The 26,990-nt window shown below is 42.8% G+C and carries 15 protein-coding genes; 7 read left to right on the forward strand and 8 right to left on the reverse strand.

All coding sequences use genetic code 11. The annotated features are described in order from the left end of the window. Positions 1–157: 157 nt before the first annotated feature. From ACK8HY_RS18255 to ACK8HY_RS18275, 5 genes are all read left to right on the forward strand, one after another. Positions 158–3,361, forward strand: a complete 3,204-nt coding sequence (locus ACK8HY_RS18255) for a SusC/RagA family TonB-linked outer membrane protein (protein ID WP_416134415.1) — start codon at positions 158–160, stop codon at positions 3,359–3,361. Positions 3,362–3,374: 13 nt separating this feature from the next. Next, entirely contained in the window at positions 3,375–5,078 is a 1,704-nt protein-coding gene (locus tag ACK8HY_RS18260; RefSeq protein ID WP_416134416.1) for a RagB/SusD family nutrient uptake outer membrane protein, read from the forward strand. Positions 5,079–5,080: 2 nt separating this feature from the next. Further along, entirely contained in the window at positions 5,081–7,003 is a 1,923-nt protein-coding gene (locus tag ACK8HY_RS18265; RefSeq protein WP_416134417.1) for a heparinase II/III family protein, read from the forward strand. Next, a complete protein-coding gene (locus ACK8HY_RS18270) occupies positions 7,000–8,262 on the forward strand; it encodes a DUF2264 domain-containing protein (RefSeq protein WP_416134418.1) in 1,263 nt (420 codons plus the stop codon). Before ACK8HY_RS18265 ends, ACK8HY_RS18270 begins: the two co-directional genes overlap by 4 nt. 117 nt (positions 8,263–8,379) lie before the next feature. Further along, positions 8,380–9,636, forward strand: coding sequence for a glycoside hydrolase family 88 protein (locus ACK8HY_RS18275; protein ID WP_416134419.1), 1,257 nt, complete (start codon positions 8,380–8,382; stop codon positions 9,634–9,636). Between the two features lie 177 nt (positions 9,637–9,813). On the opposite strand, the gene ACK8HY_RS18280 is transcribed toward ACK8HY_RS18275, so the two are convergent. Both ACK8HY_RS18280 and ACK8HY_RS18285 read right to left on the reverse strand, forming a co-directional pair. Further along, complete coding sequence (locus ACK8HY_RS18280; protein ID WP_416134420.1) at positions 9,814–11,910, reverse strand: polysaccharide lyase 8 family protein; 2,097 nt, start codon at positions 11,908–11,910, stop codon at positions 9,814–9,816. A gap of 22 nt (positions 11,911–11,932) precedes the next feature. After that, positions 11,933–13,342 carry a sulfatase-like hydrolase/transferase gene (locus ACK8HY_RS18285; protein WP_416134421.1) on the reverse strand — a complete coding sequence of 470 codons (1,410 nt, stop codon included), beginning with the start codon at positions 13,340–13,342 and terminating at the stop codon, positions 11,933–11,935. 123 nt (positions 13,343–13,465) lie between these two features. Between ACK8HY_RS18285 and ACK8HY_RS18290 the strand changes: the two genes are divergently transcribed. Then, positions 13,466–14,077: a hypothetical protein gene (locus ACK8HY_RS18290; RefSeq protein ID WP_416134422.1), complete on the forward strand. Its 612-nt coding sequence runs from the start codon at positions 13,466–13,468 to the stop codon at positions 14,075–14,077. Between the two features lie 51 nt (positions 14,078–14,128). Then, entirely contained in the window at positions 14,129–15,214 is a 1,086-nt protein-coding gene (locus ACK8HY_RS18295; RefSeq protein WP_416134423.1) for a Gfo/Idh/MocA family protein, read from the forward strand. Between the two features lie 205 nt (positions 15,215–15,419). Here the strand turns inward: ACK8HY_RS18295 and ACK8HY_RS18300 are convergent, their stop codons facing one another. From ACK8HY_RS18300 to ACK8HY_RS18325, 6 genes are all read right to left on the reverse strand, one after another. After that, positions 15,420–16,940: a RagB/SusD family nutrient uptake outer membrane protein gene (locus ACK8HY_RS18300; protein ID WP_416134424.1), complete on the reverse strand. Its 1,521-nt coding sequence runs from the start codon at positions 16,938–16,940 to the stop codon at positions 15,420–15,422. 137 nt (positions 16,941–17,077) lie between these two features. Then, the gene (locus ACK8HY_RS18305; protein WP_416134425.1) at positions 17,078–20,329 is read right to left on the reverse strand and encodes a SusC/RagA family TonB-linked outer membrane protein; all 3,252 of its coding nucleotides are present in this window, start codon (positions 20,327–20,329) and stop codon (positions 17,078–17,080) included. Between the two features lie 135 nt (positions 20,330–20,464). Continuing rightward, positions 20,465–20,779, reverse strand: a complete 315-nt coding sequence (locus ACK8HY_RS18310) for a hypothetical protein (protein WP_077437953.1) — start codon at positions 20,777–20,779, stop codon at positions 20,465–20,467. Positions 20,780–20,808: 29 nt separating this feature from the next. Then, positions 20,809–21,519: a hypothetical protein gene (locus tag ACK8HY_RS18315; RefSeq protein ID WP_077437954.1), complete on the reverse strand. Its 711-nt coding sequence runs from the start codon at positions 21,517–21,519 to the stop codon at positions 20,809–20,811. A gap of 19 nt (positions 21,520–21,538) precedes the next feature. Further along, positions 21,539–24,958 carry a DEAD/DEAH box helicase gene (locus ACK8HY_RS18320; RefSeq protein ID WP_416134426.1) on the reverse strand — a complete coding sequence of 1,140 codons (3,420 nt, stop codon included), beginning with the start codon at positions 24,956–24,958 and terminating at the stop codon, positions 21,539–21,541. A 79-nt stretch (positions 24,959–25,037) separates the two neighbouring features. Further along, a complete protein-coding gene (locus tag ACK8HY_RS18325) occupies positions 25,038–26,774 on the reverse strand; it encodes a hypothetical protein (protein WP_077437956.1) in 1,737 nt (578 codons plus the stop codon). Positions 26,775–26,990 lie beyond the last annotated feature (216 nt).

The following is a 26,990-nucleotide window of genomic DNA, read 5'->3' on the forward strand; positions in this document are numbered from 1 at the left end:
CAAATCTGATTTATTTTCAGCTATTATATCGGTTCAAAACAAGGCCATTTCTTTACGAAAACGATTGCGAAGAAAGCGTAAAATCAATGGCAGCGAATGCCGTAAATTCACTGTACAGAAAATTCGTTTTTTCATCCAATTAAATCTAACAAAGCCTATGATTAAGATCCAAAACGCATCCTTTGCGAAAAATCGCTGGGTGCACGCGGCAATTCCATTATCCTGCCTGTTGGTCGTATCCAATCTGGCAGCATCCCAGGCCGCCCCTTCGGCGTCTAAATTTATGCCGAGTAAACTTTCACTAGCTATACAACAAAATTCCATTCAAGGTAAAGTTGTGGACAACGAAGGCAAGGGGATCGCAAATGTAACGATCCAGATTAAAGGAACCAATCAAGCCACATCAACCAATGCAACCGGTTCCTTCGAACTCAATAGCCAACAGAAAGAGGTCACCTTGGTCGTGAGAAGTATTGGCTATAAAGCCATTGAAACGACAGCCCGTGCAGGTTCACCTTTAACCATCACATTGGATAAAGAATCCAAAGGGCTCGAAGAAGTTGTCGTCGTTGGTTTCGGTACCCAGAAAAAAGAAAATGTAACCGGTTCGGTATCCTCTGTTCAAATGTCTGAAGTCCTGGAAAGCAGACCTGTCACCTCCCTATCAGCAGGTTTAGCAGGTCAGGCACCCGGTCTATATGTCAATCAGGGCTCGGGTAGACCCGGGAGCGACGGTGGTACCCTTCGGGTACGCGGCCAGGGAACATTGAATAACGCCAATCCGCTTGTCGTGATCGATGGTGTGATCGGCGATATGAACCTCATCAATCCGCAGGACGTCGAAAGTATTTCGGTATTAAAAGATGCCGCATCGGCTTCTATTTACGGCTCCCGCGCGGCTAACGGAGTAATCCTCATCACGACGAAAAAGGGGAAGACCGAGCAGTTTAAGGTGACCTATAATAATTATTTCTCTAGCCAGAAACCTTCCAATACCATCCATATGGTTTCTAACTATGCTAATTATATGGAGCTGATCAATGAAGGCTACAAAAATGGGGATCCAAATGCCAAACCTACATTTTCGCAGGAGAAAATAGACCTCTGGCGACAAAATGCTGGTCAGGATCCATTGAAGTATCCCAATACAGATTGGGTTTCTGATCTCTTCCAAAACAAGATCAGCCAAAACCACAATTTGTCCTTTACTGGCGGAAGTGAAAAAATCAAGTTCTTTGGCTCCTACGGTCTATTGAACAATCCTGGAATTATCGAGCAGGCAACCTATAAACGTCATACTGGACGTATCAATCTGGAAGCCGATGTAAAACCCTGGCTGACCTTGGGCGCGAATATCAACGGTGTTGTATCAAAGACCGATATCGGTACCAATATCATTGATGATGTATTCACCTTTGCGGGGGCTAGTACCCCAGGGATGGTGCTAAGAGCGCCAGATGGCCGATTTGGCTCACCCAACAACCCAGAGGACGACCCACAATCCAACAATGTGCTTCATCGCTTATACGGACAAAAAGGCAATATCAATAAGAATCGCTTTGTATCACGTTTTTATGGAAAGTTAAAACCGATCGAAGGTCTTTCCATCGAAGGTTCATACACGTATACTTATGATGATGATTTTATCTATTCACAGCCTGTTTTTAATGACCGTTGGAATTTCCTGACAAATACTGTCGCCACTGCAGGTACTGGTCGTTCCTCCGTGACCAATGAGTCTGTTAAATCATATCGTTATTATATGGATGGGATTGCCAAATACAAGAATACTTTGTTTGAGAAATTAAACTATGAAGTGATGGTGGGGGCCAGTCAGGAATATTTTAAAGATGGTTGGTTTGCGGCATCCAAACTTGATCTCGTCGATCCCTCACTGACGGTATTAAACGCGGCGACCATGGATGCTTCCGCCTCAGGAAACATTACGGATTGGGCCATGCGTTCCTTCTTCGGTCGGCTTAACCTCTCCTGGGACGATAAATACCTCCTGGAGGCCAATCTCCGTACGGACGGCTCCTCTCGCTTTATGACGGGAAAAAGCAGATGGGGGACCTTCCCTTCGGCATCTTTTGGCTGGAAGATCTCTTCCGAGGATTTCTATGATGTCAAATGGATGCCAAGTCTTAAGTTCCGTGCCTCCTATGGTGCACTGGGTAACAATGGCACTTCAGATGCATCCTTCCGCAGGGACGCAAATATTAACAATTACGAATATTTGACATTGTACAATCCAGCCAACTACATCCTAAACAATCAACTCTATGTTGGGTTTGCACAGACAGTGTTGAGCAACCCCCTCTTGACCTGGGAAAACACCTATATCCTGAATGCGGGACTGGATTTTGACCTCTTCAATTACAAACTGAATGGTTCCATTGACGTCTTCAATAAAGTAACCAACAATATCCTGATCAACCTCCCAGCACCTTTGGTTGCCGGAAATGCCACCATACCACGTACCAATGCTGCGAAAGTACGTAATAATGGTATTGAACTTAACCTTAATTACCGCGATAAGATCGGTGACGACTTCAAGTTCAACATTGGTGGTAACTTTACCTTCATCGACAATAAAGTAGTCAAGTTTAAGGGTAACGACAAATCTATTTCGGGATCCAATTTAATTCAGGAGGGTTATGCCATCAACACGCAGTATATACTATTGACCGATAGGATCTTGCAGACCGATGCGGATATGCAGCTTGTACAACAAATGATCGATAATGCACCTACTGATCCGAATACAAATCAAAAAGTAAACCCTTTTGCATCCTATGGAACGCCAAAAAAAGGCGATTTACTGTATCGGGATACCAATGGTGATGGCGTCATTAATGACAATGACCGTGTACCTGTCGGACATGGTACCGCACCACGGATCACTTATGGCTTTAATATGGGATTCGATTACAAAGGCTTCGACTTTTCCGTTTTCCTACAGGGTAATGCCGGCAATAAAGCGGTATGGATAGATAATTATTACACACCTACTGTACGTTGGGGTTACCAGATCAATCAGGAGATCGCGGATGGCCGATGGACCGAAGGAGCTACTGATGCTAAGTTCCCGCGGTTATTACCATACACCGATACAAGAAATATCAAAAACAGTGATTTCTGGTTACAGAACAAGGCCTTTATCCGTGTAAAAAATATTCAGCTCGGCTACACGATTCCGAATGAGATTACCAAACGGATCCAGGTTCAGAATCTACGTGTTTTTGGCTCACTTGAAAACTTTTGGACGATTACCAAATATAAGGGCTTCGATCCCGAGGTGAGTGGTACCAATTACCCTACAATGAAACAGGCTGTTTTCGGTCTTAGTTTAACATTTTAAGTTGTCAACTATCATGAAAAAGATTTCACTACTCATAGCTGGATGCATTGCATTATCATCTTGTTATAAACTCGATACAACACCCTACAGTCAGGTCAGTGCCGATACATTCTGGCAAAATGAAGACCAGGCACTCGCTGGAATACTCGGTTGCTACAATGATCTCAAAAAGGAAGCGACCTTCGGTTTACAATTTTCCTATGACGGACTCAGTGATATTGGACTTGGCTATGATCCTCCGGGCCTTGGCGAGGTGATCAGCGGTACATTTACAGATCGCTCATCCATTATCGTGGATAGGTGGCAGGCAGGGTATGACCTGATCCAACGCTGTAACCATGCTATCGCCCATATTCAGCCCATGACCATAGACAAAGCGAAACAGGAAGGTTTTATTGCCGAAGCTAGATTTCTTCGGGCGCTGATGTATTTTCAATTGACAAACCTCTATGGGGCTTTGCCTATATATGATGAGACCGTCGATCTGAACAAAGATTTCAGTTCACTCAAAAATAGCCGTTCTTCGGTTGAAGATGTCAGGAAATTTATCCTCGCCGACCTCAACTACGCTGTCGATAAGCTACCCGTAACGTATGATGCCAAACATTATGGCCGAATCACAAAGGGTGCAGCTTATGCATTAAGAGGTAAAGTAACCCTATACAACAAAGATTGGACCTCGGCAATCCGGGATTTCGAAGAGGTTGTCTACAATAAAACGAACAACTACGGTTATAACCTGCATGCAAACTATGCGACTTTATTTACGCCAGAGGGGGACCAATCCACTGAAATGATCTTTGCGATACAGAACATGGGCGGAACCGGGTTTCCTTATGGGATGCCTATGGCCTGGTATATGGGAACAAGATCAACTTTTGGCAGTGACTGGAACAACTGCTTGCCAAGCACCCGGCTTGCAGACCGCTATGAAAATCGGGACGGTAGCCCTTTCAACTGGAATGACCATTTCCCCAATTATAATGCCGACAACGCTGTCAAAAAACAGGCGATGGAATCCACGCAATCCGGTGGGGTATTGACAAAGGTACCGGACACGGCCAAGATACGTCAGATCTATGCCAACCGCGATCCACGGATGAATCAGACGCTTATTGTCCCTTATTCACATTATTTGGGCTGGAATGCCAACAAAGAACGTGACATGCAATTTATTCTCGCAACAGGGGTAAATGAAAATTTCGGACAGATTCGTAATAACCGCGGCTGGTATACCTACTTATGGCGCAAATTTGTCCCTGAAGGTAACCTTAAAGGCGCTATTACCGACCGCGCACATACACCGATCAACTTCCCGATCCTTCGTTTGGCAGACGTATTGTTGATGCTCTCCGAAGCCTACAACGAAACCAATCAGCTTGACAAAGCAATCACCGAACTGAATAAAGTCCGTACACGTGCAAAAATGCCGGCCTTAAACAGTGGCAGTTCGTTTTTAGTCGTGAATAATAAAACGGAGATGAGTAAGCGTATTCAGCACGAACGTGCAGTCGAACTTGCAGGAGAAGGCTGGCGTTATTTTGACCTCAAACGTTGGAACCTATTGGAAGATCTGTCGAAGGGCATTATCGAAAAGGGCATTACCGGTGATAATCTCGTTACCAGGGGATATCAAACCCGACATAAACTCTGGCCAGTGCCGGGACAAGAAATAGAGATGAATGCCGCTCTTCTACCCCAAAATCAAGATTGGTAAACATGAGAAGATATCTAATCCTATTCTTTTACCTCAGTAGTCTCTCTTTTCAGGGACTACTGGGAAAAGAATTAAAGCTACTCACAGACACTTTTAAACAGGAAGATCTCAAGCTCAGCCTGAGCCGCGACAAGTCTTGGATTCCCTACCCAGACTATTCCGATCGCAAAGCATGGGATCAGCTGATAGCCCCCTTTCGGGAAGAGGTTATCGCGAAAGGAGACAAAGCCTTAAACTATCAATGGCAGGTCGTTAAAGCAACCGATTATCTGGAATATGAACGTTCGGGCAATCGCAATATGATGGAAAAGCCGATGAATGAAAACTGCTCTGCCCTCACCAATCTATTGTTAGCCGAGTTGGCAGAAGGGAAAGGACGTTACATCGATCAGATCCTAAACGGTACCTGGCATATGACCGAGATGTCAACCTGGTCATTATCGGCCCACCTACCCGCTTTCCAATCCAGCAAAAGATCGCTTCCACAGGAACGCACACACGTGATCGACCTGATGGCTGGCGATGTAGGATCCTTACTCTCATGGATACATTATTTCTTTCGGGATACCTTCAATACCATCAATCCCGAAATTAGTGTTCGCTTAAAACAGCACATCCAACAACGCATTATACAGCCCTATCTCGACCGCAACGATATGTGGTGGCAGGGCTTTGAACTCAAGGGAAATCAACTGGTCAACAACTGGAACCCCTGGTGCAATTTTAATGTACTTACCTGCCTATTGCTGGTGGAAGACAATCCGGATGTTCAACTGAGCGGGATCTATAAAACAATGACCTCGGTCGATCGCTTTACCGACTATATCAAAAAAGACGGAGCCTGCGAGGAAGGACCGTCCTATTGGGGGCATGCGGCCGGTAAGCTATACGATTACCTGAAGATCCTTGCCCTGGCAACACAAAACAAGATCAGTATCTTTGACAAGCCACTTATCCGCGATATGGGTGAATACATCGCCCAATCGTATATCGGCGGTGACAGATGGGTGGTCAATTTTGCGGATGCCTCCGCCAAAGGTGGTGGGGATCCGCTACTCATCTATCGTTATGGGCAAGATGTACATAGTACCGAAATGATGCAATTTGCGCGATATATGAAAGACCTTGGCGGTAAAGGTGCCGGCTTCAAACCAACACGGGATATCTTCCGTGCATTTGAAGACCTACGCTGTTTTCCACAGCTTCAGCACACACAGGCAGCACTTCCTCAAAATGCCTTTAAGTGGTATCCGGAAACGCAGTTTCTCTATCTGAAAAAGGCAGGTTTTTTCCTCGCCGCCAAGGGTGGTTTTAACAATGAGAGCCACAACCATAACGATGTCGGAAGTTTTATTCTATACCAGGACCAGCAGCCCCTTTTTATTGATGCCGGTGTCGGAACCTACACGAAAAAAACATTTAGCGACGACCGCTATAGTATCTGGACCATGCAGGGGGCCTACCACAACCTCCCACTGATCAATGGCGCTGATCAGGCCTTTGGTAAGGAATATAAAGCCGAAAATGTGGTATTCCTACCTGAACAGAATAAATTCCAGCTTGATATCGGGAAAGCCTATCCAAAGACAGCCAATATTGAACATTGGATCAGAAGTTACAGCCTGACAGCCGAAGGTCTGACCATTGCGGACGAGTTTAAGATCAAAAATCCGACTCAGTCCAATATTGTTCATTTTTTAGTTTCAAGAGAACCTCAGATCAACAAGGGCGTGATTGTGTTGGGCGACGATCTGGCCGCATTGCATTTTAATCCCGCACAGTTCACTGCTTCCTACGAGGCTATTCCGCAGGATGATCCTCGTCTGGGTCAGGTATGGGGCAAGCAGCTTTACCGCATCAGCCTCAAGGCCAAAAGTATCAAATCGACAGGAAAATATAGTTTTATCATTAAAAAACCCAAATGAAAAGAAGAAATTGGATTCAAGCCGTAACATTAACGACCGCAGGAGCGTTAATGAACAGCCGCTTACTTGGTCAAAGCAAATCCGGCGGTTCAGCAACGCAACCTTCTACTGACGATCGTGCGTATTGGGTGTCTATTTTAACAAAAATGGCCACTCCTATTCTCGATCGAATCAGCAAAGAGCGCTTTCGCGCGGAAATGCCAATTGTCAAAAGTGAAACTTATGACTATATAGATCCCAGTGTGGGATATTTGGAAGCCTTTGGCCGATTATTGGCCGGTATGGCTCCATGGCTGGCTCTTCCAGACGATAAAACCGCAGAAGGGAAGTTGCGTGCTCAATTTAAACAACAAGCCTTGCTGGGCATACAACATGGCGTAAATCCTGCTTCGGCTGATTATTTCTCCTGGCGTAGCAAGTCCAAGCAACCACTGGTGGATGCGGCACATTTGGCGCAGGCATTTATGCGTGCCCCAAAAGCATTATGGGACCCGTTGCCGCAGACAACAAAGCAACAGGTTATTACTGAATTAAAACACTTGCGTTGGGTTAAACCTAACGAAAGCAACTGGCTATTATTTGCCGCAATGACCGAAACTTTTCTCTACAGTATCGGTGAAGATTGTGCCCGTGAGAAAATAGACTATGCGGTGAACAAATTTGATCAGGAATGGTACGTCGGCGACGGCTGGTATAGCGACGGAGCACGATTTAGTTTTGATCATTACAATGGCTATGTCATCCATTGTATGCAAGTAGAGACCTTAAAAAATAACCTTAGCGCCGATGCAAAGTACCAACCCATGTATGACCGTGCTTATAAACGTATGCAACGTTATGCGCATCATCTGGAGCGCATGATTTCACCCGAAGGCACCTACCCTGTTGTCGGGCGGAGTGCAACATACAGAAATGCAGCCTTCCAACCCCTGGCTGCGGTCGCACTCGATGGGAAACTCCCTCCAGATCTTTCCAATGGACAGGTGCGCGCAGCATTGACAGCAGTCCTCAAGCACATCTACGCCGATCGCATTTTTCATGAGGATGGCTGGATGGCACTGGGATTTCTCAATGCCGATCAGGGAAAGATAGCAGACAGCTATACGAACTCCGGTTCGCTCTATACTGCCTCCCTCTCATTTTTACCGCTAGGGCTGCCGCCGACGCATGCTTTTTGGTCTGATGCTGCTGCACAATGGAGCTCGCAAAAAGCTTTTGCAGGTTTACCTTTTCCAAAAGATTATTATGTAACTTACTAATAAATAATACGATCAAGGTAGCATACCTGTCAGTTCATTTATATCCGCGAGACTATATATACTACCAAGGCAGCATGATTACCTTAAAAAATAACTGATGAACAAATAATGATACAGATGAAAAAAAGAAAAACCAGTTTAAAAACAATCCTTCTTATCGCTTCGGGGCTTTTTGCACTCAGCTTTATCGACCAAAAGCCAAACTTTATTGACACTAGTTTCAAAGCTGCAGAGAAACAATATCAATTTTTGGCCAAGGAAGCTGACAAAGACCATAAGTTCCCGCGTACATTGACTCCCAGCGGACAATTGCGAGGAACTGATGAATGGGATTGGACAGGAGGTTTTTTCCCGGGTTCATTATGGTATATCTACAACCACACGCACAATAAAGAAACCGAAAAAGCGGCCATAAAATGGACCGAAGCACTCGAGAAAGCAAAGGACCTAGATCAACACCACGATATCGGTTTCGTCATGTATTGCTCCTACGGAACCGCAATTAAGTATCTCAAGGACCAGAAGAAAATTGCCGATTATAAAGCCATCCTTGTCCATTCGGCCAATACCGCATTAAAGCGATTCAATCCACAGGTCGGTGTCATCAAATCCTGGAATGAGAAAAAATCATGGGATGGCAAAACAGTTTGGAAATATCCTGTTATCATCGACAATATGATGAATCTGGAAATGCTCTGTTACGTCTCCGACCTGACAGGAAATCCCAAATACCGGGAGGTAGCTATCAGTCATGCCACGCAAACCATGAAAAATCATTTCCGTAAGGACTTTAGCACCTATCATGTTGTCGATTATGACGCCAATGGGCAAGCGATCCATCAACAGACCAACCAGGGGTATTCAGACAATTCAACCTGGGCACGCGGACAGGCATGGGCGATCTATGGGTTTACAATGATGTATCGGGAGACGAAAAAACCGGAGTTTCTCAAAACAGCACAGGCAGCAGCTAAATTTTACATGACCCACAAAAATCTTCCAAAAGATAAAATCCCTTACTGGGATTTCAATGCCGGACAACAGGGCTACAAATCAGATGCGGATTTTTCAACGTTAAAGCTCAATTACGTCCCTCGTGATGCATCTGCAGCAGCTATTGTCGCTTCGGCACTCGTTGAACTATCCACCTTAACTTCAGGAGCAGAAAGCAAGTCCTATTTGGCTTTTGCCAAGGAAAGTCTACAGACACTTTCAGGATCAGGTTATTTTGCCAAATACGGAAGCAACGGCGGTTTCTTGCTCAAACATAGTGTTGGCAGCCTGCCGCATCATTCCGAAATTGATGTGCCATTGACCTATGCGGATTATTATTATCTCGAAGGATTGACACGGTTGGAGCAACTCAAAAAATAATCAGCAGAGGTTGTTTCGAAAGCTAAACTTTCGCAGACAGGATCAAATAATCTTTGGAAACCTCAGTTTAAAAATTGAATAAGGTCCAATTTCTTTACAGGATCAGTCTATATCCTGTAAAGAAACTGGACCTTACTTTTTAATTTTCATGGCGATTACCAAAGAACTAAAATCTTCTTAATTACTGGCCATGATTGTCTCTGATATGGTACTACCCGCGTACTCCGCCTGCGGTAGCTTTATCTCGACAGTCTGATTTACTTTTGCACTTATATTGATAAGATGAATGCGTACGGCCTTTTCCTGTTGCAGTGGGTCTGCCACATCCAGTTTGAAGGCTCGATCTCCCTTTGTGATTTGCAGAATGACGGGCTTATCCACCTCAATAGACCAGGCTCCGATCTGATAGGTACCTGACTGATGGAACACGGCCTGAATGGTAGCCATACCCTGATGTTCGACGGCTTGAAGAGCAGGCGTATTGTGCCAGATTTTTAGCTGCTGCATTGCCTTCTTATCGATCTTTGTCACCCCGGGAACAACGATATAAGCATAAGTTCCGTTTACGGGCCTGCTTGCATGCTCGATCCATAACTTAAATACCTTTCCATGGACAGGATCTTTTGACCGGGAACGATTGATGCGGTACCAGGAGCCCGATTGTTCTTTTGCTGTCAGCGCGACTTTCATGGCTTCCGGAAAATAATAGCCGACCTGATTGTGTAAGACATATTCGCCTTGTTTTACATTTCGTACCAGTGAATCGGTTGAAATCTTTTCTTTTCCATTCCACAGAACAGGGCCGTTCAACCAAGTTTGATTCAATGTTGTGACGACCGGTTCAGCAGCACTACAGTTAATTCCACTGCCCAGGCAAACAATCTCCTTATCAAAAAAGAACCATGCTTTTTGTGCAGCCAAACCATCGTATTGGACAGACATCGCCGATGCGCCAATTGTACCATTACTGACCCCACCAGAGAAACTGTTGGCAGCCAGTACACCCCATTGTTCTTTCAGTTCCTGGTCATCTTGATAATCCCGGGTTGTTGTCCCCGGAATTTTGTCCCATTCCCATACGGGCATGATATTATAATATTCCGGACCAAATACCTGAATATTGGTTACACCATCGCTCATATTTTTGCCGAGCATATTCTCGCCGTTTCCAGATTCCGATTTGTTGGTACGCTTGCTTGCCAGACGCAGGTTGAAATGATATTGTTTTCTGAGCTGTGTTGTATAGTCTCCCTTCCAATAATGCCGGTGCAGAGATTGTTCTTCGGCATCAAAGGCCTGTGTACTGTCTAATTTTGCCAATCCTTTTTTCCAGACCTCATTTTTAGCCGGATCAATCAATTGCATCTGCTGCAATATGTCCACTTCTTGGTCCTTGCGTAATATATTTGGTCGCGAGACTCCACGTCCATGCACATTAAAATCAATATAACGTGAACGAATAATCGGGAGATAGGTTTCCAGAAGAAATTTTTCGAAGAGATCCAATTTCTCTTTGTTGACAGCATAAGGCGTCTCGCGGACATAAGCCATTACCTTAGAAATTCCCTTTAAAAACTCTTCGCCATAGCCCGCAATATACAATTGGGGGCCATGCTGTAAGTAAGAGAAATCATATTGCAAGCCCTCCTTGCCATCCACCAACTGGATGGGGAAAAGCAGTTGTTCCATAGCGGCAGCCAGTAGACCGGCATCTTCCAGGATCAGTGCACGATAGAAATAGTGCATCGCGATGTCGCTCTTGTTCGCACCAGTTTTTTTATAAGGATCTCCCCGTTCCATCAGTTTTACAAGCTGTGATTCCACAGTAGCCGGAATTTTCTCCCGGCCAAACTTCATCATTATCAAACATATGCCGATCGCTTTTGGTGATGCAATTTCATTGTGCCACCAGTTCGTTGATTCAAATCGGTTATTTGCCCAATACTGCGCCGCCAGTAGAATCTTGTCATAAATCGACTTTTGCTGATAAGATTTACTATTGGGAGATACATAGGCCACAATCAGCGATTTTAAACGATCCAGGTGTTCCCCAGGAGGCCAGAGCGATATTGATTTACTCTTGTAATCGATATCGGGCCAAGTACCGGCCGCTGTCAATTGATTGCCCCAGGATGTCGCTTGGTCAGGATGCGTCGCCGAACTGCGTAATTCATCCTCATATACGTGCTTTTTGATACGGTCAAATGTCTGCTTGTCCTGCGCTTTAGCCATGACAAGCCCAAAGGATAATAAAAATATAAGTATGATTTTCATTCGCTTTATAATTGCTAACCGATTAAGGATATTGTTTTTCTGCCGATCTTCCTATGACCTCCATTCGATGTTTCATCATTTGGTTCTGATCATTATCCAAGACTCCACTCAACCATTTGGGAGCAGCCATCTTTTTTTCCCATTCAGCCAATTTATCCAACATATCGTTCACCCGATCGGGATATTCTTCTGCAAGATTATGCTGCTCCTTCAGATCATTTTTAAGGTTAAATAATAATATAGGATCATCCTTGACAACAATGAGTTTCCATTCGGCATGACGAACCGCCTTAGCGACACCCCGTCGCCAAAATAGGTAATCATGCCCCTTCTTCACCGTTTTATAGGATGACAATAGACTTAATCCATCGACCTGCTGTCCGGGGATGCTTTTCCCCTGTATGGCATCTAGGCTCGTTGGTAAAATATCCATACCTGATACCATCGCATTGGCTACTTTTCCTTTTGGAAGTTGCGCTGGCCACTGCATGATCATGGGCACACGTATGCCGCCCTCCCATTTCGAACCTTTCAAACCACGCAATTGACCATTATCGGCCCCGTTATTTGTTGCTGCCCCGTTATCATTCATAAAGATAATCAGCGTATTTTCATAAAGTCCATCGTTTTTTAATTGTTGTATCAATCGCCCGATATTGCTATCCATGTTTTCCAGCATCGCCAAATAAGCGCGCCGCAAAGGATCTGTGACATGAGCATATTTATTTCCCTGCGTCAGCGGAGGTTCTACCGGTGTATGCACCGCATTAAACGCGAGGTACATAAAAAAAGGCTGCTGGCGATAACGATGCACATAAGAGATAGCTTTGTCTGTCAATGTCTCTGTCAGATATCGGATAGCATCCTCGGGCACTACTTGATCATCATCCATCAGCATTTGTGTGGGTTTAACTTTTCCGTGGATCGGAAAATAAGAGCGATCACCACCGATGAAACCATAAAAGTGATCAAAGCCACGCTTAAGCGGATGAAATTGTGGGCTATCTCCCTGATGCCACTTACCAATGGCAACTGTCTTATACCCATTGTATCGCATAAAATCGGCTACTGTCGCTACGCTGGTATCCATCCCGATATTTTCCAATGCTGTTCCTGTGGTCGGACGTTTGGAAATATTGTGTTCAAATCCAAAGCGCTGTTGATACCGGCCCGTCAGCAAGCCCGCACGTGAGGGTGCACAAACCGAAGCGGAGGCGTAAGCACACTGAAAACGGATCCCCTGTTTAGCCAGTTCGTCAATATGCGGTGTATGTACCTCCTTGCCGCCATAGCAGCCAAAATCATCATAACCGCCGTCATCGCTTAAGATCACAATCACATTCGGTCGCTGCTGGGCAAAAACAGAAATCTTAACCAAAGAAAGTACACTCAGCAAAATAAGTATACGAAAAAACGTTATTCGGTAGATCATCGCTTTAGATTTATCCTTAAATGTAAACTTAAATGTATTGGATTTTTATAAAAAAACCGAAAACGATTTCGTTAAGTCAATTTTTTTTAGTCCTTTTAAAAAGGTGAATTTAATCCGAAGCAGATGAAAAAAAATGAACGGGATCAACTTAAAGTTATTGCTAATTTTCTAGTCGGAAATGTTCAGGAACAGGCGCTACGGGAGTCCTTGCTGGACCTATGCGAAAGCAGGCAAGACGACATCCCGGCGGATCTTTTTCTGTTTGCGGACAAATGGTCAAAAGCAGCATTTCCAATACAATTACCACAACTATGGTTGGATTTTACTAAGGTCCTTTGTACTTACCCCGAAATGGGCTTTGTTGTTATCGAGGGTGCCCGTATCGCAGATATTCGCAGTTTTTATACAGAAATCAATCGGGTTTATATGGCCGATGAGAATTGGAAAATTGGGAGCCTCGATGGCTTCGATGATCTACTGCATGGTGGATTTGGCAAATTGCAACATGCAAAAAAGCATACGATCATTTGGCGGGATGTCGCCCATAGCCGGGCGGCATTGGGACTGAGCACCACACTCGCCTATTATCAGGAAAAACTGGCCGCAAACACGAAGTTCAACCAGGCTTATTTCCAGCAAAAACTAAGCGATTTACAAGCTGGAAAGGGACAGACCTATTTTGATATCGTAGCGGAAATAATACAATCACACCCAAAGATAGAATGGATTCATTAAGCTAATGAATAGTTTCAAAATGTTATCTTTAGTGTACCTAAACAGTGTACAATGAAACATATTATAAAGACATTCTTCTTCCTGACGATGCTATTTCAGCATGCTGTCTATGGAAATAGCCCGCTTAAGGTAGCCGTTGCGGGCCTCAATCATGACCATGTTTATCTCCTTCTAAATTTATACAAGGCGAAGAAGGTAGAGATTATTGGAATAGCAGAGGCTAATAGCATTCTTGCCGACAAGATTCAAGCCCAATACAATCTTCCGAAGTCCGTTTTTTACCCTGACCTTGGTTCGTTGCTCAAAAAGGTCAAACCCCAAGTTGTCCTTGCCTATAATCCCACGAATGAACATATCCAGGTAGCAGAGATCTGCCTTCCGCTCAAAATACCGGTCATGGTCGAAAAACCCCTGGCAACCACAGCTGCAGATGCCAAACGTATAGCTACGCTGTCGCAGAAAAACAAAACCCCTTTTCTGGTCAATTACGAAACGACCTGGTATAAAAGCAACCAACAGCTCAAGCAATTGCTAGATCAGCACGCCGTCGGCAGAGTGACACGTATGATTGTAAAAGACGGGCATGAGGGGCCTAAAGAGATTGGTTGTAGCAGCTATTTTCTGGACTGGCTAACAGATCCAGAAAAAAATGGCGGGGGAGCATTGATGGATTTTGGCTGTTATGGAGCCAATCTGATGACCTGGATCAAGAATGGCGAACGACCTATATCTGTCACCGCTTTTACTCAACAGCTCAAACCCGAAGTCTATCCAAAGGTAGAGGACGATGCCACGATTATCTTAAACTACCGCGATGGCAGCACAGGTATTATCCAGGCATCTTGGGCATGGCCTTACAGCGTAAAGGATCTACAGGTATTTGGAACGAAAGCCCAGCTTTATGCGCAGAATGACAAAAAGCTGCTGAAATATGCTCAACATAACGAGAAACCTACAGTTATTCCAACAGATCAGCCCTATTTTGAACATCATATCCAGTATCTGGAGCATGTACTAAGTGGAAATCAGCTAGCGGACAACGATCTAGGTTCACTCAGCAACAATGTAACTGTAGTTGAGATCCTGGAAGCAGCCAAGCGTTCCGCAAAGGAAGGAAAGACAATTGCATTAAATTGATCTTTCACAGAAAAAGGTATGTAGAAATGATTATCCACATACCTTTTTCAATAGGTACCAGGACCGTTAACAGGCCTGAGACATACACAGACTGTGTTAAAGCGAAATCCTTTTGCAACAAATAGGTCGCGTAATAATTCTTTCAGCTTACCCAGTCCTGCAGACTGACAGGATTGGGTAGGCGAACCTGTCATATCCGATACTATTAATAACCTGGGTTTTGATACATACGTTGCGGATCCAATTTATATTCATCGAAAGGGATTGGATAGTACCGATCTTTTGTGGATATATTGGAGATTTTAGCATTGCCATAATCCGCCTGATTTTTAGTTTTAAAGTACGTCACCAATTCCTGTGGATTATAGTTCCGGATTAAGTCAAACCAACGTTGATTTTCGAAAGCCAGTTCCACACGGCGCTCGTGCAGGATTGCCTCCTTTAATGTCGGATACTTTGTACGATATTCATTATTTAGGATTGACGCAGCGTATGAAGGCAGCCCAGCCCGTTCGCGTACCTGATCCAATAGCGCAATTGCTTCTGCGTCTTTACCTAAACGATATTTCGCCTCGGCCAATAATAACATGACATCCGCGTAACGGATCAAGATCCAGTCGTTTCCACCCCAGCCATTGGTACCCGCAGCGTCACTATTATCCCTAAATTTGGTCACAAACCAATCATTAACCTGTGTGTTTGTCGCAAATTTCACAGAGAAGTCTTTTCGGATATCGCTTTTTTCGTAATCTTTGACCAGGTCCAATTTAGCGACTTCGCCAGCACCTGTCGAGTTGTAGCGTGAATTGATGGTTTCTCCTCGCGCCTGGTAATTACGGGCGATACTCGAGCTATAGTTTTGGTCTCCCTGTTTATACTGAATCTGAAAAACAAGTTCTTTACAGCTACTTTTCTTGGTCACATCGAAAACATCCGCATAGGGAATTTCGTTTAGCTTGCCGAAAGTTCGCATTTGGTAGGCCGCATTGAGGTACTGTTCAGCCTTCATGAAATTCTCTGTCCGCCCCGAAGTCTGTGTTGCGCCCAACGTCAAGTATACTTGACCCAAAATTGCATTAATGGCCGCTTTAGATGCTCTGCCGATGACATAATCTTTTTGGGTATTGGGAAGATTGCTGGACAAAGCCTCCGTTAAATCCTTAATGATCTGTTCATACACAATTGATTCTTTCTGACGGAAAGCCAATTCATTTGCTTGTTCTTTGCTGGTTACCTGTACGGTCGACAAGGGAATATCGCCAAATTTGCGTACCATATGAAAATACAATAATGCACGTACAAATTTGGCTTCGGCAATATAGCGACCTTTTAGCTCTGCACTGTTAAAGGTCACATCATCGACATGTGAAAGAACCACATTACAACGGCTGATGGCAGCATACATGGCAGACCAATGTGTCTTGAGATAGGTGTTACTAGGCAGCAAGGAGAAGTCATTGAACTGGAATGGCTCCCCGGCATTGGACTGGTTGTCATTACGTCCTGAGTTGTCCGAACGTTCTTCATTGTATAAAGTGCTCGATTCACCGAGTGTACTTCCTGAGCGAAGGGACTGATAGAGCCCGTTGACAGCCAGCAGTACATCGTTTTCTGATTTGAAATAATCATCGATCGTGACGGCATTGGGATTTTTCTGATTTAAAAAATCTTTGGTACATGAAGACAATGCCAACAAAACAAAGGGTAATATATATCTTTTTTTCATCCTGTTATTTTTTATTTTTTCCTGCCAACCTCATTTCAAAGAGAGGGTTCGCAAGGTTATTATCTATAAAGACGAAGCTATTGAAAGGGATTTTTCCTTAATATGCCTATATGCACAATAGCTCCTGGATCCTACTATTAGAACGTTACCTTCACACCAAGGTTATACGATCTCACCAATGGATAAAGTCCATAATCCACACCTGGAGTCAGGTTGCCGCGTTGATTATAATCCGGTTCCGGATTGTAGCCTTTATATTTAGAAATCGTAAATGGATTGTCCACTGTAGCGTAGACCCTTAGGCCAGAAAGTGTTAACTTTTCTACGAGGCTTTTGGGAAGATTGTAACCCAAAGCAATATTTGTCATACGCAAGAATGAACCGTCCTGCAGATAAAAATCCGAGAGACGTGTACTGTTACTTTGCGTACCGCCACGCGATGCACGGTAAACCTTTCCATTTCCCGGATTTTGAGCCGAACGGTAGCGTTGTGCCACATCGGCATATTGATTGCCGGAGCCTTCCATATTGTAGAGGTAATAATCATAGCCATCCAGCACTTTATTCCCTTGGGAGCCATTAAATGATGCGCGTAGATCAAATGCCTTATAGCGTGCGTTGACGGCAAAGCCATAGGTGAAGTTAGGGTGTGGATTGCCGATCACCCGTTTATCGGCATCATTGACAATACCATTGCCGTCCACATCTTCAAAATATAGATCTCCAGGCTGTAGTGGCGTTGTTGAAGCCGCTGAAGGTGCGACAGTTTTATAGTTTTCCTCCGTTGCAACACCGAGAACTTTAAAACCATAGAACATACCGATCGGACTTCCTTCTTGTGTGATATGCGTTAGATAAGAGCGTTCAGCGCCATTCGTCAAGATGGTAGAAGCACCTCCTAGATCAAGCACCTTATTTCTGTTGACATTAATGTTTCCGCTGAATCCCAATTCAAATTCATTTTTTCGAATCAGTGTTGCATCAATCTGCACATCAAAACCTTTATTCTGCACCTTTGAATTTGGCAGATTGGTCAAGATCGTAGTTGATCCAGAGACTGCGGAGAGTGGCTGATTGAATAATAAATTAAAGGAACGGCTCAGGTAGAAGTTGGTCATAATGTTGAGTCGGCCTTTTAACAAACCGAGGTCTAGACCGGCGTTGTATTGCGAAGTTGTTTCCCAGCCCAATTTTGGATCGAGTAGATCACCTGCGGTATAAGAAGTTTCCACTTTATCGCCAAGAATAACTCCCGCCGGCGAATTAATAATGGATATCGCGCGATAATCACCAATATTATTATTTCCACTACGTCCCCAGCTCGCTCTTAGTTTGACCGTCGATTGTTGTCCTAACCAATCCGTATAAAACTCCTCTTTGGAGAGCGTCCATCCAGCTGAAACTGATGGGAAGGTTCCCCATTTGTTATTTGGCCCGAAGCGCGAGGAACCATCTGTACGAATGGATGCCGAAAGGAAATATTTCGAATCAAAACTGTAGTTTACGCGGCTAAAATAAGACTGAAGTGTTGTCGTACGTTTGAACGTATCGTCTTTTAACAATTGGAAATTAGAAGGATCGGATCCCTTATCGGTAATTTCGCCAATCGCATTGTTATTAAAGCCGTTGGCCCGCACACCTTGATAATCGTAATCCGTTCGTTGAGCCGAATAACCCAATAGAGCGGATACCTGATGTTTCTCACCGAAAGTCTTGTTATAGTTTAATGTTGTTTCCAGCAATTTATCCAGTTCATTTTTTGTCTTGGCATCTGCGTAAGCTGCAGAAATTGCCTGTGGTGAAAACGGTTTGTTGTTCCCATCGGATATACTTGTCGGACGGAAATAATCATACTTCTCGTCATAAGTAGACAGGCCACCGTTTACTTTAAGATTTAGGCCATCAATAATGGAAAAATCGGCAAAGACATTGTATATCCCCCTCTTTCCACGGCGGTTGTTTTTAATCTCAGTAACATAGGCCAGTGGGTTTTCTGGATTCTGGATACCAAAGTTATTTGCCGACAGATCAGCCATCAGGTATTTGGCATAGGTTCCATCTTCGTTATAAACAGGGAGGGTTGGCAAATAAATTAATGCGGCCATTGATGGGCTTCTGTCGTAACGCCCTGTCGTCACCTCGTTGTTGTCATTATATGTAAAGGAAACATTCGCGCCGACGGTCAATCTCTTGCTTACCTTGCTATCAATATTGGCGCGAAAATTAAAGACTTTTTGATCAGTCCCAAGCATGATCCCTTGCTGATTCTGATACGAGCCGCTCAGGAAGTAGCGATTTTTTTCGTTACCGCCATAGGTAGAGAGATTATGACGTTGGAAAGGTGCATTACGGTATAAAGCATCCTGCCAATCCGTATCGTATTTCGCTTTTTTTGCTGTACCGGTGGCAAAGTCATAATAGTCTTCAGGAATACTCACCGAGCCGGCATTTCCGACATTGGCGATACGCGTTTTATTATCATCAAAGCGCCTACTGTCATTCCAAGCGATCCCTTTTGCGGCCAAAAGGTCTTTATAGGAATTATTACGCCCATCAATTAGGAGATCAATAAACTGTTCTGAATTTAAGACGTCTATTTTCTTGGAAAGCTGACCAAAGCCTCCCAATACTTCGTAATCCACCTGACTTTTACCTTCCTTGCCACGTTTGGTTGTAATCAATACAACACCTCCAGCACCACGGGATCCATAGATCGCGGCAGAAGCAGCGTCCTTTAAAACATCGAAAGATTCAATATCATTGGGATTAATATTTAAATTATTTCCAGATGGGTAACCATCAATGACGTACAAGGGATCCGAACCGGCGTTGATCGATCCCATACCGCGGACACGCATTTTGGTTCCATCGTACGGAGCCCCGCTTGTTTGCATCACTTGCACACCTGCTACTTTACCAACTAAAGCCTGAGATAGTTTTGGTGCACTGAGGTTTAGCTCTTCTGCTTTTACACTTGCGATCGCACCGGTAACATCGGACTTCCGTATTTTCTGATAGCCGATGGAAACCGTCACTTCTTCAAGCGTATTTTCATTGGTCTGTAGGACGAAGATCTGCCCATTGGATTGGGCTATAGGTTGGACAAGATTGCTAAAGCCGACATAGGAGATGCTGAGTCTATCACCGACCTCCGCATCAATATGGAAGTTTCCTTTTTCATCGGATTGAACGGACTTTTTACTTTTTAAATTTTGAATTGTTGCTCCTGACACTGCATGGCCCTGTGCATCGACCACACGGCCGCTAACGGGATGCTGTACCTGTAAGAAATGTGGTTTGGTTAGCGATAGAGGTTTAGCTTGAACAGCCGATGAGCTCGCTGCAATGGCACATAACAACCAAAAGACATTGTTGGCTTTAATTTTCATAAGTAGTGCATTTGATTTATGGGTACAAGGTTACAAATGCAATATGAAGGCAGTATCAATAAAAGGTTAATAGTTTTTAACTAAACCGCGTTAGCATATAAAACAGGCTTAACAAAAGGATAACAATAAAAGCACTTAGCTACCCTTCTTAGCAAGCATACGGAGCAACAGCCGCAATAGCATATAGACAGCCATTGCGAAAAGGATATTACCCGTCAGTTTGAATGGTTTAAAATTTTCGAAACTGGCATATTCATCACGTTCAAGATTATAGCCCGTCCCTTCTGAATAGAACTCCCATGGAAATCCCATCACCAGTTTGCCATCTACAGGCAGTTGATTCTGATACGAGAGCGCTGTCAAAACAGCAAAAACAGCTATCGTACCAGCTATTCCTTTTAGAAGGGCTGGTACGATGGCTGTTTTATGTTCGGGAATCATTTTATTCATTGGGATAAATATAATGATAGTTTTTTTACTCAACGCCAGCCATTTAATAAATACTGTTTGCGACTAGCTTGCTGAGAATCCGTTAAGAAAAAAGAAAAGCTATTTTCTATATTTCTGACAACGAGTTTGTTTTGTTGGATAAGGCCATATAGGACATTTTTAAGGTGACGGGGAAAAATCTGCAAATGAACAAGACCAGTATGTTCGACCTTACGAAACATTTGCAGTGCTGTAGCACCATGTTCAAAGTAATTACTGTCCAATAATACGTCCAATTTCTGTCGAACATGGAGCATGGCGTCCGATTCGAGTTGTAGATCCTTTTCTGCTTTCCATTCCTCAAATTGTAATTCGGGTAGAGCGAGCTTCTTTTTCCCGGTTAAAAAGATCCAGGGAACCTCTATGGAATAATTCCACTTCAGCTCATCTTCTTCGATCCTAAAACGTACCAAACGCTCCTGGGAAACTTCAAATTCTTGGCGATGAAATTCCATGGCTTCTATGCGCGAACTCGCATATATCCGATCCAGTAAAATAGATTCCTGTGTTAAAAACTTTTCGACTTGAAACATCCGCTCAAAATCGATATAGGCATGATCGGGCTTGCCCAGTAAGAACGAAAGTTCTTCAGGCCGCCACTTCTTTTCTATCCTCCGCTTGAAATACGTATACCATAACTGAAAATCTTGTGAATACATCATTCCGGCGTAGGAAGCTGTGGTTGTTAATTCGGTTCTCATAAGTTAGGTTTATAATTGGTTACTCGAATAATTTAAGTAATTCTTCTTTACTAATAGACTTCATGAGATTCGCTTCATCTAAAATTAATCCTTCGGCCATTCTCTTTTTAATGGCCTGAAGTTCCAATATTCGTTCTTCGACAGAATCTCGGCATACGATCTTGTAGGCCATGACATGTTTGTCTTGGCCAATACGATAACAACGATCTATTGCCTGAGCTTCAGCAGCGGGATTCCACCACGGATCCAAAATGTAAACATAGTCTGCCGCAGTCAAGTTCAGACCTGTTCCACCAGCTTTTAAGCTAATCAAAAAAACACGACAGGTATCTTCAATTTGAAATCTCTCAACTGCAGACTGTCTTTGTTCCTGATTCATCTTACCATCGAGATAGGTATACCCTAAATTGTACTTCTCGATCCGTTGGGCCACAAGCTTAAGCATAGACGTGTAAGATGAAAAAAGAAGAATCTTATGATTTGGAGCTACTTCTTCCATGATTTCGTCAATAAAATCCAATTTTATGGAGTTATTAGCGAAATCACCATCTGTCATTAGTACAGGAGAATTACACAACTTCCGTAGTTTCTGTAGGGCCTCTATAGCTAAGAACTTGGATTTTGTAGACTCCTCACTGTTTAAATTTTCTTCAATCTCCTCTCGATATTTTTTTCGATAGCTATCATAGATTTTCCGTTGCCCCTCTTGCATATCCAAATACAAAATCGTCTCTGTTTTATCAGGTAAATCTATTGCGACTTGCTTTTTGGTCCTTCTCAGAATAAATGGTGCAATCATCTTTTGCAAATTCATGAGTGACACATCCATTCCCTCCCCCTCTCCCATAGACTTAAACATCTTGTTAAAATTTCTGTAATTCCCAAAAAAACCAGGGTTGACCATTGTCATTTGTGCATAAATATCTTGAATGCCATTTTCAATTGGGGTACCGGTCATTGCAATCCGAAATGATGCTTTAATAGAAAATAAATACTCGAATCTTTTAGAATTTCGATTCTTTACCATTTGAGACTCATCCAAAACCATATAACTAAATGACTGGGATTGAAGAAAGGAAAAGTCTGTCATCGCTGTCCCATAGGTTGTCAGCACAATTGATGCTTTTGCTAACGTCTCTTGGTCCTTTCTTTTTATGCCATGATAGATATGATAACGCCGCTGCGGAACAAATTTTTTAATTTCGTTTTGCCAATTGAATAGTAATGAATTAGGAACAACAACAATGGAAGGGTCCGCATCCGGATTATTTTGGTAGTAATATTCCAATAAAGTAATTACTTGTAATGTTTTTCCAAGTCCCATATCATCCGCCAGAATACCACCCCATTGAAATTCTTGTAGAAATCCCAGCCAACTAAAACCAACCAATTGATAGGGACGCAACGTTGCTTTGACCGTATCCGGAACATCTAATAAAGGAATTTCGGTCATATTGGCTAATTTATCCCGCCGTTCTCTTGTACTATCGTTAATAATCTTCGGATCTATTTTTTCCAATTGCGTTTGAAATGAGATCAATTGTGCCGAAGTCAAAATAACGTATGGATCTTCTACGCGTGCCTGAGCAAATAAGGGGATAAAAAGAGTTTTCAGAGAATCGCTGATATAAACATGATCTTCGCCATTTACCTTGAACCAATTTTTCTTTTCAAATAGATAATCTTCAAATAGACTAGGTTCCAATATTAGTTTACCCAGCCTAAATTTTATATTGATATATAACAAATTTGATTGAGATTTCACTTCGACCACTTCCCATTTCAAAGAGAACGGATAGTAATAAGATCCTTGAACGAGTCCTATCAGTTTAAGCTTTATCTGATGATCTTGACATGCTTTGCGAAGGTTTTTTATCCAATTTGTTCGAGCAATTAGAGACGTTCTCAAATCCCAAGTATGAGGGGAAGCCTGTTTTTCAAAAGATTCATGTTGACTTTTAACAAAATTGCTAAAGGCCAGTTCATCGTCAGTGTCTCGCTCTTGAACGCGAATTTCATAATCAACATAGGTTAAAACAGTTGTACTAGGCATCTCCACAATGGGCAGGGTAACTGTCCCAAAATCTATGGATGCTTTCAATAGCAGTAGATCATCCTGAAGTGATACCTCCAATATTTTTGTCGCCTCAATTGTCTCTTTAGTTGCGGCGTGATCTTTGACCATTTCATTTTCATACACTATCGGGAAGTATTGCGCTATTGGACGCAATATATCTTCGTAAAATTTAGGGATGTCTTGTCGCAACACAAAAATTTTGAATTCGGAATGCCTAAATTGATTTAGAAGTTTTCCGATTTGCATATCGTCAATAAAAAGTACATACTTGGAATTTAATTCAACAAAGAAACTATGTACATCGCTCAAAAACTTGATTTTCTTTAACAGATTACCCTTGTAATACGGCAACACTTCCATCAATAACCCTTTTTGATTTTCTACTACTTGAATCTTAAGCTTAAAATCACCATTGGCAATTTTCAATTTATACATTTGATTGGAAGCAGCGCTATATCGGAATTGGCAATGTCTTAGGCCAAAATTATTCGTATGGGAATAGAAAAAGATCACTTCATCACGACCCCATTGGTTCGAAATGAGATCTCTCCATAAATCCATTATTCGATACGCCCGCTCACTTTGTTCAAGTAATGAAGGTTCCTTTGATCTGACCATATTAAATGCGAAAGATCCTAACTGCAACATCTTCTTTGCTATGGCATCAAGCATCATCTCCTGGCAGGTAAGATGTTCCGGATGTGGTAGGTCATCCTTTAAGAGATAGCTTTCTTTGAAGACAACTTTTTTCTTTTCTCCACTTAAAAATGGAAGTAAAAAAGGTAGTTGATCAATCGTATTATTTATCGGAATTGCCACAATAAACTTACCTTCCGACCTACAAACCGTAGGTTCTAAGAAAGAAATTCTATTACTGGCAGCATAGCATAATTCGGATGCTCCATGAAAGCCATAAATGCTCCCATAATCTGCTTTTGCGTTGATCTCAATTTTTGTTATTCTCCGATGTTCATCTTTAAGAGATAAACCAAATAGTTCACGTTGATCAGGCTGGGGTAAAAACCATTTCGGATCGTATAAATGAGAAAAATAATATTTATTCCCACTTAGTTTTTCACGCAATAAACCATAGACATGTTCGCATAATGTCGTGTTCATGCTCCCACATGAACAGTTCGCTTTCAAATGATCGGCCGTCAATGTAATCTGGACTCGAATATTTTCCTTATACAAACTTTCGAACACATACCTATTATTAAAAACGCTCTCTTCGAGTATTATTTTAAAATCCCAAGATAGTCTTGCAGACTTTTCGTTAAAAAATCTTTTCAGATAAACGATAGATAGGGATTTTTCATGCTTATTTTGCCATGGTATCGTTATATCTAATTCATTTTTCATTGATTTATGTTTAGTTATGATGGCTTATTTTTATAAATCTAGCCTGCGTAGATGAGCATCTAGTCTTTTATGGTAAGCTTCAATTTATTTTAATCCCCGATTTCCTTTCCATATACCTTAAACTCTGTTCGCATAGATCAGCAAAAAAGGTCGTTATCCGATTGGCACTGGATTTAAAGAAGTCCATCTCCAGTTCCTCCAGTTCTGGAGACAATTCATATACCCTACCTTTCATGTCTTTTAATATTTCCTGGTACAAGATGTCCTCAAAAGGTTCATTTGATACAAAAAATTCACTTACTTTTTTATCACAGGTACAGGTCCATTCAATCAGCTCAGCTATTGTTGCCTTCATTGGCGCATAACCGATCCGCAGGTAGAGATAACTATGTAATCCAATCAAGACCAACTGGTTTAATAACAGCACCGCCAATTGTTTGCTGGAAAAACAGGTATCAGAAAGTACAGCCTGTAGATCCTGCATAAGCTTTGAATTGCGGATCCAGGCATTTGTTGTCTTAACCAGTGCGTCTGACCAATTTACCGGAGTTAGCGAATGCGTGGGCTTATAGCCTGGGTTGCGATAAAGGACAACAGATTCATTCCAGATCGTTTGGGAGAAGCGACTCCCTTTATTCAATTTCGCGGCGATAAAGCTGCTGCTTAAAAAGGAAATAACTGCTGTCGCCCGACCGAAAGAAACTTGACGGAAATAAGCCGCTCCAATCCGTTTTTTAATGACTGTTAGGTATAGTGTTGCACCGCCGATGACTTTTGGTGGATAATCGAATAATCCGGTTCCAGGGACATTGCTCACATAATAGTTGAGCAACATGATCTGTTCGGGCTGATGTTCCTGACAGATCTGATGGAGGAGCTGCTGGATATCGGACTGATCATGTGACGGCCAGGGAAATGCCTGAAAAGTAGGCACTGCTATTAGCGCTTTCGATTGTGTAATTCTGACTTTTTCTTCTTTGGCCAATTTAGCCTGGGCGAGCTCCGCCTGAATGGCAGCTTCAGCCGCCATATTTTTTTCATATTCGCTCTGCAATGCTGACGTAAAGTAACGGAAGAGTTTCTCTATTGCAGTTTGCATCGCGATACAATGCTCATATAACCAGGAGGCATCAAGAGCCAAAATAGCCAGATCTTTATTTTGATTGACTGCGTTAAAGGAACTATCCAATAGGCGGAAGCGCTCTTGCTCTGCCTCGTCTTCCCCCATAAATACCTTTTTGAACATCGAGAAGTGTGTATCGAGACTCCTTATCCTGCTGTCTAGGCGATGTACATTATTTCCTTTCCCCTCCACGGCGATTTGCAGCAATTTCAAATGGCTTTCCAAGCTTTGATGTACCATAAACAATGCCCGGAGATAGTTTGCAGTATCCGCAAATGTCTGTGCTCCTTCTAAAAATTCTCCAGATGTAATCAGCACTTTTTGATAGTGCTTTTCGGATAGATCCAGTATCCCCCTTAACTCTTTCTGTTTGGCGGTCACCGTAGTATTACCGCAGGAATTAAAAATCTCGTGCGCAGGTAAAACTGCATAACAATAGAATAAGCTACCGATCTTGATCTTGTTCTTCAGCTCGGGCGTAAAAATCAATTCAAATGAAATAGGTTCCTGGTCGATTAGACATAATTCCACAATAGGCTTTAATACCTTATGCGAAAGCCCACTCACGGGCTTTAGTGCTAAAATTAAGTGTTGATATTCTTGATCCAAAAATGCATACTTAACGAGATAAACCCGATCGAGATCCATACGTTTAGATAAGCGATCAATAATCAACTGACTATTAATTTCCATAATAAATGATTTAATGGTTGTAAAATCTCACAACAAATAGTCTTTCAGAACAATAAACAGTTAAAGACTATTCTTGCAAATAACAAACAGTATTTTGTAAAAAAGATAGAAATTACAACCAAGGTGATTAAATAGGAAAATCAACAGGTAAGATACATATACATTTGCACCTTGGTTTATTTTAAGACTGGTCGGCAATCGACCTAAAACATTGCA

The sequence above is a fragment of the Sphingobacterium sp. NGMCC 1.201703 genome, from assembly GCF_047784615.1.
Classification (GTDB): Bacteria; Bacteroidota; Bacteroidia; order Sphingobacteriales; family Sphingobacteriaceae; genus Sphingobacterium.